This window comes from Pseudomonas sp. GL-B-19 (assembly GCF_019956415.1).
GTDB lineage: Bacteria > Pseudomonadota > Gammaproteobacteria > Pseudomonadales > Pseudomonadaceae > Aquipseudomonas.
On record NZ_JAHBDK010000032.1, the window covers coordinates 63,135 to 74,595 of the forward strand.

Below are 11,461 nucleotides of genomic sequence, written 5' to 3' on the forward strand. Positions count from 1 at the left end.
CGGGCGGCAACTTGCAGCAGCGAGTTTGGCTACGTGAACTATGAGGTCGATGAGGTCGATGAGGTCAAATTAACTCGGACCATCGCTTCCCCCCAATCATGGGGGGCGGCCAACGCTGGTTCACCCCCTAGCCTCTGGTGTTGAAACCGCAGCTATCCGCCGAGCGGTCCGAACGCAGCCTGCCCCCATGCCTACCCACGAAACCCCGCCCCAGGGCTTGCATCTCATGGCCAAACCCGTCGGGCCGATCTGCAACCTCGATTGCAGTTACTGTTTCTACCTCGAAAAAGAACAGTTTTACCCGCCTCGGGAACGCTTCAGCATGACTGACGAGGTGCTGCGTCTGTATGTGCAGCGCTACATCGAGGCCCAGTCCACGCCTGAAGTCGAATTTACCTGGCAAGGCGGCGAACCGACGTTGCTGGGGTTGGATTTTTTCCAACGCGCGGTCCTGTATCAACACCAGTTCGCGGGGAACAAAGTCATTCGTAACACGTTGCAGACCAATGGCACGTTACTCAATGACGACTGGTGCGCATTCCTCGCCCGTGAACGTTTCATGGTGGGGATCAGCCTCGATGGCCCGCGATTCGTCCACGACCTCTATCGCCCCGACAAGCGCGGACACTCCAGTTTCGATGACGTGATGCACGGTCTCGAACTGCTCAAGCAGCATGGCGTCGACTTCAATGTGTTGGTTACCGTGGCGCGCGATGTCGCCAGATTCCCCTTGGAAATCTATCGATTCCTCAAGTCTGAGGGTGTTCGTCATATTCAGTTCAATCCCGTGGTGGAGCGCGAGCCCAGCGCCTCACAGGTCAGTCTGGGTCTGCATTTCGCTATCCCGCCGGAGTTGCGCTTGCACGTGGTGCCGGAGCCCGCGATGGTGACGGAGCAAACGGTTGCCCCCGAGGCCTATGGCGATTTTCTCATCACGATTTTTGACGAGTGGGTGCGTCAGGATGTCGGGGAGGTTCATGTCATGAACTTCGAATGGGCACTGGCCTCATGGTGTCAGCTGCCGGCCTCGGTGTGCCTGTTCAGCCCCCGCTGCGGCAAAGCGGCGATCGTGGAACACGACGGTAATGTCTACTCCTGCGATCACTACATGTATCCCGAGTATCTACTGGGCAACCTGAAGACCGATGATCCTGCCGTGCTACTCGCCTCTCCTGCACAACAAGCCTTTGGCGCCGCCAAAGAAGAGACATTGCCGACGTATTGCCAGCAGTGCGATTACCGCTTCGCCTGCCATGGCGAATGCCCGAAAAACCGCTTCATGAATGCGCCCAACGGCGAGCCGGGTCTAAACTACCTGTGCCCGAGCTACAAGAAATACTTTCGTCACCTGACGCCCTACATGAACGCCATGGCGCAACTGGTCAGCCACAAGCAACCCGTGGCGTTGATCATGCAGGCCTTCGCCGGCCCGCTGATCGTGCCACTGGATAAATAACCTTTTAGCTCTGAAAGCTGAAGTCGCGAAACTGTTCGCGAAGCTTCATCTTTTGCAATTTGCCGGTGGCGGTATGCGGCAGCGCTTCGACGAAGGCCACATCGTCCGGCAGCCACCACTTCGCCACGCGGCTTTGCAGTACCTTCAGCAGATCGTCTTTGCTCGCGGTTTTACCAGGTTTGAGCACCACCACCAACAATGGCCGTTCCTGCCATTTGGGATGAGGGATGCCAATCACCGCCGCTTCGGCGACGGCCGGATGACTGACGGCAGCGTTTTCCAGATCAATCGAGGAAATCCACTCGCCACCTGACTTGATAACGTCCTTGGCGCGGTCGGTGATCTGCATGTAGCCGTCAGCGTCGATCGTTGCGATGTCACCGGTATCGAGCCAGCCCTCGCTATCAAGAATCTGCCCTCCCTCGCCGCCGTAATACTGGCTGGCGATCCACGGTCCCTTGACCAGTAGAAGACCGCAAGCCTTGCCATCTCGCGGTAGTTCAGCGCCTTGCTCATCGACAATCTTCATCGACACCCCAAACAACGCCCGCCCTTGTTTGGCCTGCAAGTCGAGCACTTCTTCCAGCGGAGCATCACGGTGTTTGGGCAACGGATTGCAAATGGTGCCCAGCGGGGACATCTCGGTCATCCCCCAGGCATGCAAAACACGCGCATTGAAACGGGTTTCAAACGTATCGACCTGGCTACGCGGCGCGGCGGCTCCGCCGATCACCACCCGGTTCAGACATAGCTCTGTCGCCGGTTGCAAAGCCTGCGCCTCAACATGCTGTTGCAGCATCATCCACACCGTCGGCACACCCAGCGCCAGGGTCACCTGTTCATCACGCATCAGCGTGTAGAGACTCTCGCCGTCAAGTGCGGCGCCCGGCAACACCAATTTGGCGCCACACATTGCGGCGGCATACGGCATACCCCAGGCATTGACGTGGAACATCGGCACGACCAACAACGCTGAATCCGCCGCCGATAGACCGAAGCCATCCGAGGTACACAGCGCCAGCGAATGCAGGATCGATGAACGGTGCGAATACAGCACACCCTTTGGATTGCCAGTGGTGCCCGAGGTGTAGCACATTGACGACGCCGTGCGCTCATCGAACTCAGGCCAGGTGAAGTCGTTGCTGTGCTCGGCGATCAGGTCTTCGTAGCACATCAAACCAGGCACATTGATTGCCGGCATTTGCTCCCGGTCACACAGAGCGATGAAAGCTTTGACTGTCTTCAGGCGCGGCGCGATCTGCTCGACCAACTCAGCGAACGACAGGTCGAAAAGCAGGTACTGATCCTCGGCGTGGTTGGCGATGAATTCGATCTGCTCGGCGAACAGCCGTGGGTTGATCGTATGCAGTACCGCGCCCATGCCCGACACACCGAAATACAATTCCATGTGCCGGTAACCGTTCCAGGCCAGGGTGCCGATTCGGTCGCCGGGTTGCACGCCCAACGCAACCAGCGCATTGGCCACTTGTTTAGCGCGTTCGCCAATGTCGGCGTAAGTACAGTGATGCACCGATCCATCTGCCGTGCGTGAGGCAATTTCGGTGTGTGGATGCGCCTTCAGCGCATGTTCCAGAACGGAAGAAATCAACAGCGGTTGATCTTGCATCAAGCCCAGCATGGATTTGTGTTCCTTTTATTCTTGTTTGATGTCGATGTTTGAGAAACGGCAGAGACTCACAGGTAGCCGATTTTCGGCAAATGCCAGTGCGGCCGCGCGACCGATGCCCGAGGCGGCACCGGTGATCAGCACGTTCTTGTTTTTGAGCTCGGGGATGGCCATGAGGGTTTCCAGTTTCAAGGAGCACGACGGAGCAAGAAATGCGACAGTGCCGGGATCAGCACCAAGGCGCCTACCATGTTCCAGATGAACATGAAGGTGAGCAGAATGCCCATATCGGCCTGGAACTTGATCGGCGACCAAGCCCAGGTGATCACGCCCGCCGCCAGGGTGATGCCGACCAGCGCCACCACTTTGCCGGTGAACGCCACGGAGTTTTTGTAGGCTTCGGTCAACGACAGACCGGCACGCTGCTGAGCCAACTGAACGCTGAGCAGGTACAGCGCGTAATCGACACCGATGCCGACACCCAAGGCAATCACCGGCAAGGTCGCGACCTTCACGCCCATGCCCAACCAGACCATCAACGCCTCGCAGAGAATCGACGTCAGCATCAACGGCACGACCGCCACCACCACCGCCCGCCAGCTGCGGAAGGTGATGAAGCACAGCACGATCACCGCGCCATACACGTAGAACAACATGGTGCGATTGGCGTCGCGCACGACGATATTGGTCGCCGCTTCGATCCCGGCGCTACCGGCGGCGAGCATGAACTGCCGATCGTCGTTGCTGTGTTCACGGGCGAACTGATCGGCCACTTTCACCACGTGATCGAGGGTTTCGGCCTTGTGGTCGGAGAGATAAGCGATCACCGGCATCATCGAACAATCACTGTCGAACAGTTCCGGATTGTTCACCGAGGCCTGTTGCGCGCCGTAGTTCAGCACGTTCTGGTTGCGCGCGACGGTCAGCATTTTCGGGTTGCCTTCATAGGAACCCGCCGTGATCTGGCGCACAGCGTTGACCAGCGACACGGTAGTCTGCACACCCGGTTGCTGTTGCAGTAGCCAGCCGAGACGATCGGCTTCCACCAGGGTTTCGTACTTCAGGCAACCTTCGCTGGCGGTTTTGACCATGACCGCAAACTGGTCGCTGGACAGCGAAAAGTTGGCAGTGATGTATGCGTTGTCGCGGTTGTAACGTGAGTCGGCGCGCAGTTCGGGTGCGCCCGGATCGAGATCACCAATCTTCAAATGCGTGCTGACCATGAAGCCACCTACCGCCAGCAACCCGGCCACCACCACCGCCACCGTAGCCCAGCGACGCTCGGTAAAGCGGTCAAGCAGGCTCCACACATTGCCCAGCCCTTTCCCCTCCACCTCCTGCCTTTCCTGACGCAAGCTGCGCGCCGCCGCCTTGGGACTGACACCCCAATAAGACAGCAGCACTGGCAGCAACACCAGGTTGGTAAAGATCAAGACCGCCACACCAATGCTCGCGGTGACGGCCAGGTCCTGGATCACCGGAATGTCGATCAGCATCAGTACCGCAAAACCCACGGCATCGGCCAGCAATGCGGTCAGTCCGGCCAGGAACAGACGGCGGAAGGTGTAACGTGCGGCGATCAACTGATGGGTGCCGCGTCCGACGTCCTGCATGATCCCGTTCATTTTCTGCGCGCCGTGGGACACGCCGATGGCGAACACCAGAAACGGCACCAGAATCGAAAACGGGTCGAGTACATAACCGAACAAGGTGATCAGGCCCAGTTGCCAGACCACCGCAACCAACGAGCACAGAATCACCAGCGCGGTGCTGCGCACGCAACGGGTAAAGCCAAAGATGATGGCAGTGGCAATCAGCGCCGCGGCGCCGAAGTACATCATGATCAGCATCAAGCCATCGATCAGATCGCCCACCAATTTGGCGAAACCGATCACGCGGATCTTGATCGGGCCTTTGCCCTCTTCACCGGCAACGCGTACCGCGCTGCTGCCGGCAAACTCAAACTTGTTGCGTAGCTGCTCTTCAAGCATCCGCGAAAAATGGTGGTAGTCGATTGCGGCGCCCGTGACCGGATCCTTCTCCAGCAGCGGCACCACAATCATGCTCGATTTGAAATTATTGCCGACGAGACTGCCGATGATGCCGGAACGGGCAATGTTCAAGCGCAGTTGCTCGACCCCACTGGCCGAGCCGTCGTAGGAGTCCGGCATGACCGGGCCACCACGGAAGCCCTCCTCCGTGACCTCGGTCCAGCGCACGGCAGGCGTCCACAATGACTTTATCCAGGCCCGGTCCACGCCCGGGGTCAGGAACAAGGTGTCATTAACCTGCTTGAGCACCTCCAGGTATTTCGGGTCGTAGATGTCGCCGTCGGTGTTTTCCACCACCACCCGAACCGTATTGCCCAGCCCGCGTAACGACTGGCGATTCTCAAGGTAGTTTTTGATGTACGGCTGACTCTGCGGAATCATCTTTTCGAAGCTGGCATTGAGCGTCAGCCCAGTGGCCGCGAAATAGCTCAGCACTACCGTCACGATCAGGCAGGTCAGCACCACCAGCAGGCGATTGTTGAAAATCAGGCGTTCAAGGACATTGCCGGAGCGTGCATCGAAGCCCTTCAGCTCTCGGATCACCGGCATCGTATCGAGGTTGTAGTTACCCATGAAGTGGCTCGTCTCTTTTTATTATGTGGAGTGGGCTCATTCGAAGGGCAACTGGCGCAAGCCCTGTGCGCCTGCGACCACCACCGCCCCTGGTACGATGGCCTGCGCCGCAGCGACGGGCCCCAGGCGGTCTTGTGGCTTTTGCGTGAAACTGGCTCCGTCGTCGGTGCTGACAAGCACATGCCCGGCCTGGCTGATCAGGATGATTCGGCCGTCGGCGGTGATCGTGCTCGCGGTGATGCTTGAGGACAGGCCCAGTTCAACCTTGTCCCAGTTCACGCCGTGATCGACGCTGCGATAAACATTGCCCCGCAGGCCATAAACGAGCACCGAGCCCGGCTTGCCGGTGATGCCGAAATAGCTGCCGCTGTAGGGCGTCGGGAGGTTGATGAAGCGTTGCGTTGCCGGGTCCAGTTTCAATACCAGGCCTTGCTCGCCGACAATGAACAGGTCATCGCCGATTGCTCGTATCCCGTAGAAATTCAGTGCCCCCGGATTGTCGGTGCGATCCATCAACGGAACCCAGTTCTGGCCGCCGTCTTCGGTGCGGAAAATCAGATTGAACGCGCCGACGATATATCCGGTTTTATCATTGGCGAACCAAACGTCCAGAAAAGGTTTGTCAGCCCCTTCATCGACAATTCGTTGAGTCTCAGCCAATAACGCCTCATTCGGCTGCTGCCCTTCTTGCCTCTGAAAATGTTCGAGCATGATCTGCCCCACCTGACGGCCATCGAGCTGACGCTTCCAGGTTTCACCCCTGTCGTCGCTGTGCAACACAATGCCGTCGTGCCCGACCGCCCACCCCTGCGTCGGGCTCGGGAACTGCACCGCCACCAGATCGGAACTCACCGGCACTACTGCCTGGTGCCAACGAACGCCGTTATCATCGGAATAAAAAATATGGCCGCGTTGGCCCACGGCGACCAGGCGCTTACCTGCACTGGTCAACCCGGTGAACATCCCGCTAATCGCCTTTTCACTCTGAATCGCGGGGCTCGACAGCACGTCGACAAAATCGGCGGCGACTACGGCTCTGGTAAATGGCACAGCCAACGCCACAGTTAGCGCAGTGAGCGCAATCCATCTAAATGTATTCATGAGGTTTACTCGGCAAAAAAAGCCGCCGAACAGTGCGGTACACACTGTCGGCGACAAAAAAACACCTGCGTTATGGCTCAGCGAATACCCGTACCGGCCAATGACTCAGGTGCCCACTGCGCTTTCGAAAGCGGGTCGATGTACTTGACGCCGCCGTACGGGCCGTAGATGCCGGTGATGTTGTAGCTGCCAGAGACCAAGTCATAAATCATGTGGTTATCGGAATTCGGCGCCTGCACGTCATAGCTGTATGCCAGGTGTGCAAAGGATCCGCGGTACAGCTTGCCGCTGGCGTCATATTCATCCGAAGCCAGGGCGATCCAACTGTCTTCGTCGAGGTAGAAGGTGCGCTTGCTGTAGATGTGGCGTTTGCCCGGTTTCAGCGTGGCTTCAACGACCCACACGCGGTGCAACTCCCAGCGCATCAGGTCCGGATTGACGTGATGCGGCGTGGTGATATCCGCAGCTTCCTTGTGATAGTTCAACTTGTAAGTGTTGTAAGGAATGATCATTTCCTTCTTGCCGACGAGTTTGAAGTCGTAACGGTCCATTGCGCCGTTGAATACCCAGGCATCGTCATAGGTCGAAGCACCGGCCGAGCCAGGGTTTGGCGTGTCGTAGGCGATATCCGGTGCGAGTTTCACGCGGCGCTGACCTGGCAGGTATTGCCAGCCACGCCGCTCCATTTTCAGAGGGTTGACGGCATCCTGCACCAGGATGGCTTCGCCTGCGCGACGGGCCGGGGCCTGGTAGTAGAGTTTGGTCTTGAAGAACAGATCCGTCTCTTTCGCCGGTTCCGTACGCTTCGGATCGTACAGCGGGTATTCCAGATAGGCATTACCAGAGGTGGCCAGAATTGCCCTCCCGGAACTGTCGACGTTCCAGGAGTCATATTTGATATTGGTGGCATAACCCTGATAACGCAGCAGGTGGTTCCACATGGCCTCATAGCCATCTTTCGGGATCGGAAACGGAACGCCCGGCAATGAGTTTTCCAGTGCTAGCCCGCCTTCGAGTGTTTTGGTGCCGACGGCATTTTTTGCGGTGTTATCCAGCAACCGTTGAGGCAACGCAACGCTGCGATGGGTCGGAAACACATCGACCCGGAACGTCGGGTAACGCTTGAGCAGTTCTTGCGTGGTCGCGGTCAGTTTGTCGGTGTATTGACTGACGTTTTTGCCATCGACGACGACGCGTGGCTTGTCGGCCTCGTAAGGGTCCGGACGGAACGAACTACCCGGTTGAAAACTGGCCGGCGCCGTGGTGAGTCCGCCGGTGTAGGGCGGAATGGTGTTGTCGGCATTGCCGGCCTTTTCAGCACCGACGCCTGTCAGGCTGTTGCCGAGTTTGGCCGCTTCATCGGGGGACACGGCTGCGTGTGCCGCACCAGCGATGGCAACGGTCAAAGCAGTGAACAAAAGCGTGTTGACGAACTTCATGGAGTGACTCCTGCTATCAAGCAAAGACTTCGATCAAATGGTCGTTTTGAAGGTAAAAGTGACCATGCCCCGATCCTTGAGCTGAGGCTGAACACCGCCGAATGCAGTGGTCTGCCCCGGTACGCAGTTGTATTGGCCGTTGGCCCCTGGTGCTGCGCCCTGGCCCTGTGCACCTGCACCACCGGCTGAGCCGCAGGTGTCGAACGGACCAAAGTTGTCCACGTACTTCAGGTCAAACCGGTACTGGTTGTGTACGTCCATGCCAACGCCCACCGAGTAACTTCCGGAGTCCTTGTTACCCCCGAGCTGAACCGACGAGTTGCCCGCAAGGCCGACGCCGTAGCTGGCCGGCAGGTACATATCGATGCCGGGGAACACCTGATACCAGGTCGGGTTGAAGTTGACGCCCAGCACGTAGTTGTCCTTGGTGACCTTGTCGACACCGCGATACCAGTCTTCGCCTTTGAACAGCTGCTTGTTCTCGGTGACGTCCAGCCAGCGGCTGTAGGCGAGTTCAACCAGCAAGGTCGAACTGTCCCAGACCGGTGTCGCACCGAAAGTGGTCAAGCCGTTGAGTACCGCGTGCGCGGTGTTGCCTCGGGCCACACCATTGTCACCATCAAAGCTGCTGATGAAGCCCGGCAAACCGGCAGCACCGGCTGCCGGACTGACCGTCGCCGGTACGCTGGCCAGCGGCATGTTGTGGCGATAGTTCAGGTCGAAACCGACGCTGACACCTTCAATGCTTTTCGACAGGCTGATGCCGTAGATATCGATGTCGTCGACATAGAACTGGTTGTAGCTGCCGGCATTGCCGGAGATCAGTTGCGCAGGGCCGATCGCCGTAGGTTGCAACACCAGGTTCGGCAGAATGTCGGAGGTTTTGCGGTAGTAGAAACCCAGCGTGCCCTGCAGCCATTCCGGGCTCCACTTGGCCATCAGGCCGAAGTCACCCTGCTTGTCCGGGGTAAACGTATGCCCGTTGGTCAGCCGTAAAAACTGGTTGGCACCCAGTGGGCCGGGTGTGCCGAACAGAGGGTTTTGGCCGCCGATCAACGACAGGTTGTGCCCGCCATTTTGAATGCCGTCGTTGAACCCCAGATAAGTGCCCGACTCCGGCAACCGCGCGGCATCCCAGTCCAGGAAGTACTGCGCGGCGAGGGTCAGTTCCGGGTTAATCGTTAAACTGGTGGACAACTGATTACGCGGAATGAAAAGTTCTTTGGCTTCTGTTCCCGGGACCGCCAGCGACTTGGAAATATCCAGGCCGGACTGGCCATAACTGTTGCCATGGGCAAAGGCGAGGATGCTTTCACCCCAGTAAACGGTGTGCTTGCCAAGCTTGCCGCTGAGCAGTGATTCATCGCCGACGTCAGTGCTGCCAAACACGAAGGCATCAAGGATTTCCGAAGAAGGACCGTTGTAATACCGATCGGCGTAACCGCTTTGATGACGAGAGTCCGGCTTACCGTTGTTGAGCTGATTGGTCGAGGCGTTATCGCTGCCAATATCGTCGTAGGCGTGGTCGTACCAGGTGTTGGCGCTGACACGGAAACCGACTTTTTCTTTGTAAACCACGTCCAGTTCGGACAGCACATCCAGTCGCTGAGAAACGGGACTACCGGAGGAGAAGTTGCGATCCCCGTCATTGTTGTTCCATGAATTGGCCAACTTACTGTTGGGGGCTTCCACGCGCTGGGCGTAGTTGAACTTCAGCGTGTTGTCGAAACGAACCGCAAAGTCTTCATTCCCCGTGTTGATCTCCACAGCCCCCACGGGCGCGATGCCCAGGCCGGTGAGAATGGCGGAGGCCAACAACCCTTTGCGAAGGTTTGCATGGCAGATCTTATTATTTTTGTTCATCTAGCTTGCCACCTGCTCTATGGTTTACGAAAAGTCATGGGTTGAATCACGGCGTAATGAGCCTCCTCTCAGGTGCGCTGCAAAAGGGTGACCGACACCGCCCGGCCCAGAGCGGTGCTATGTTGTAAAGCCGTGCGGGCCCCAGCAATTTGCCTGCCGTCGGCCATGTCGCGCAGTTGCCAGACCAACTCGACCAGTTGCGCCAACCCGGTGGCACCCGGGGCGTGACCACGTCCCAGCAAGCCACCCGATGGGCACACCGCATTCATCTGTCCTTTCAGGCGGTGTCCTTGCTGCACGAATCGATCGATCTCGTCCTCCCGGCAAAAGCCCAGCGCGGCGCTATTGATCATGAAGTCGCCGACGCTTTGGTCATGCAGTTCAACCACGTCGATGTCTTCCGCACCGAGGCCTGCCTGCTGATAGGCCAGCTGCGCGACTCGCCGGGTGGTCGCCTGTCCGAGCACATCCAGCACGCAACCCGATTCCTGCTCTGAAGCGCTGTCACTGCCCCTGGCGCTGGCCAGCACGGTGACGTCCGCCCGAGCGCCGAAGCGCAGGGCAAAGGCCGGGGTACAGATCAAGATGGCCGCCGCACCGCAGGCCGGCGGGCACAGATAAGGCGCGAGCCAGCCGTCGCGATCCGGCACGCGGTTCAACACGGCGTAGGGATTGCGCCCGGCCTGGGCCCGTGCCCGCTCAAGCACTTGATCGAAGCTGCTTTGAGCAATGCCCATGCGTGTCAATAACCAGCTGGTTTGGGCAGCGAACAGCAGCGCCGGTTGTTGTCGACGGTCGATAAAGCCGACAGGGTTCTCACCCTGCCTGACCTTTGCCGACTCATCGCGAGCGAGATCTTTCAAACCGAAAAACTCACGATTGGAAATGCGTGCCGGCATGCACTCGACACCAACCAACAGGACACATTCAGCCTGGCCGCACAGCAGGCTATTGCGGGCCAACTGAAAAGCACTACTGGCCGACCCACAGCCATCGCCGAAGCTGAAAATCGGCACGCCCGAGTAGCCAATCTGCGACAACATCTGCTCGGCGATACCGGCTTCACCGTGTACGCAGGAAGTAAACACCTGGTCGACCAGGTCATAGTCGATCCGCGCATCGGCCAGCGCCGCACGAATGGCTTGCCCCGCCAGCGCCGCATGACTGTCGGAGCCACCCAGCGGTAGAAACGGCACCATTCCTGCACCGGCGATCAGCACTTTTTCAGACATGAACCTGCTCCCACTCGCCGATACGTTGGCGCTTTTGTGAGGTCAGACTATTGCGAAGTCGTAAAGCGAACCCCCCCATTGACTGGGGGGGGCGGCTGGAAATCGATTTTTTTTGGGGG

8 protein-coding genes are annotated in these 11,461 nt (G+C 58.5%); 1 reads left to right on the plus strand and 7 read right to left on the minus strand.

All coding sequences use genetic code 11. From position 1 onward, the window contains the following. The first annotated feature begins 187 nt into the window (after nucleotides 1-187). On the plus strand, nucleotides 188-1,456 hold the full coding sequence (locus KGB06_RS14375; RefSeq protein ID WP_223516790.1) for an anaerobic sulfatase maturase: 1,269 nt from the start codon (nucleotides 188-190) through the stop codon (nucleotides 1,454-1,456). Nucleotides 1,457-1,460: 4 nt separating this feature from the next. Here KGB06_RS14375 and KGB06_RS14380 read toward each other — a convergent pair whose 3' ends face one another. The 7 genes from KGB06_RS14380 to KGB06_RS14410 all read right to left on the minus strand — a co-directional run bounded on the left by KGB06_RS14380 (nucleotide 1,461) and on the right by KGB06_RS14410 (nucleotide 11,342). Continuing rightward, complete coding sequence (locus KGB06_RS14380) at nucleotides 1,461-3,095, minus strand: 3-(methylthio)propionyl-CoA ligase (protein WP_223516792.1); 1,635 nt, start codon at nucleotides 3,093-3,095, stop codon at nucleotides 1,461-1,463. Nucleotides 3,096-3,110: 15 nt separating this feature from the next. Beyond that, complete coding sequence (locus KGB06_RS14385) at nucleotides 3,111-3,257, minus strand: hypothetical protein (RefSeq protein ID WP_223516796.1); 147 nt, start codon at nucleotides 3,255-3,257, stop codon at nucleotides 3,111-3,113. 14 nt (nucleotides 3,258-3,271) lie between these two features. Then, entirely contained in the window at nucleotides 3,272-5,707 is a 2,436-nt protein-coding gene (locus KGB06_RS14390; RefSeq protein WP_223516798.1) for an efflux RND transporter permease subunit, read from the minus strand. Between the two features lie 36 nt (nucleotides 5,708-5,743). Continuing rightward, complete coding sequence (locus tag KGB06_RS14395) at nucleotides 5,744-6,808, minus strand: WD40/YVTN/BNR-like repeat-containing protein (protein ID WP_223516800.1); 1,065 nt, start codon at nucleotides 6,806-6,808, stop codon at nucleotides 5,744-5,746. Nucleotides 6,809-6,885: 77 nt separating this feature from the next. Then, nucleotides 6,886-8,247 (minus strand): DUF1329 domain-containing protein, encoded by a 1,362-nt coding sequence (locus KGB06_RS14400; protein ID WP_223516802.1) that lies wholly within the window; start codon nucleotides 8,245-8,247, stop codon nucleotides 6,886-6,888. Nucleotides 8,248-8,280: 33 nt separating this feature from the next. Then, nucleotides 8,281-10,110: a DUF1302 domain-containing protein gene (locus tag KGB06_RS14405; RefSeq protein WP_223516803.1), complete on the minus strand. Its 1,830-nt coding sequence runs from the start codon at nucleotides 10,108-10,110 to the stop codon at nucleotides 8,281-8,283. Nucleotides 10,111-10,178: 68 nt separating this feature from the next. Continuing rightward, nucleotides 10,179-11,342, minus strand: coding sequence for a thiolase C-terminal domain-containing protein (locus KGB06_RS14410; protein ID WP_223516805.1), 1,164 nt, complete (start codon nucleotides 11,340-11,342; stop codon nucleotides 10,179-10,181). Between the last annotated feature and the right edge of the window lie 119 nt (nucleotides 11,343-11,461).

Bases quoted from the DNA above. Each gene is read 5' to 3' on its own strand.
- KGB06_RS14375 (WP_223516790.1), top strand. From the start codon at position 188: ATGCCTACCCACGAAACCCCGCCCCAGGGCTTGCATCTCATGGCCAAA.
- KGB06_RS14380 (WP_223516792.1), bottom strand. From the start codon at position 3,095: ATGCTGGGCTTGATGCAAGATCAACCGCTGTTGATTTCTTCCGTTCTG.
- KGB06_RS14385 (WP_223516796.1), bottom strand. From the start codon at position 3,257: ATGGCCATCCCCGAGCTCAAAAACAAGAACGTGCTGATCACCGGTGCC.
- KGB06_RS14390 (WP_223516798.1), bottom strand. From the start codon at position 5,707: ATGGGTAACTACAACCTCGATACGATGCCGGTGATCCGAGAGCTGAAG.
- KGB06_RS14395 (WP_223516800.1), bottom strand. From the start codon at position 6,808: ATGAATACATTTAGATGGATTGCGCTCACTGCGCTAACTGTGGCGTTG.
- KGB06_RS14400 (WP_223516802.1), bottom strand. From the start codon at position 8,247: ATGAAGTTCGTCAACACGCTTTTGTTCACTGCTTTGACCGTTGCCATC.
- KGB06_RS14405 (WP_223516803.1), bottom strand. From the start codon at position 10,110: ATGAACAAAAATAATAAGATCTGCCATGCAAACCTTCGCAAAGGGTTG.
- KGB06_RS14410 (WP_223516805.1), bottom strand. From the start codon at position 11,342: ATGTCTGAAAAAGTGCTGATCGCCGGTGCAGGAATGGTGCCGTTTCTA.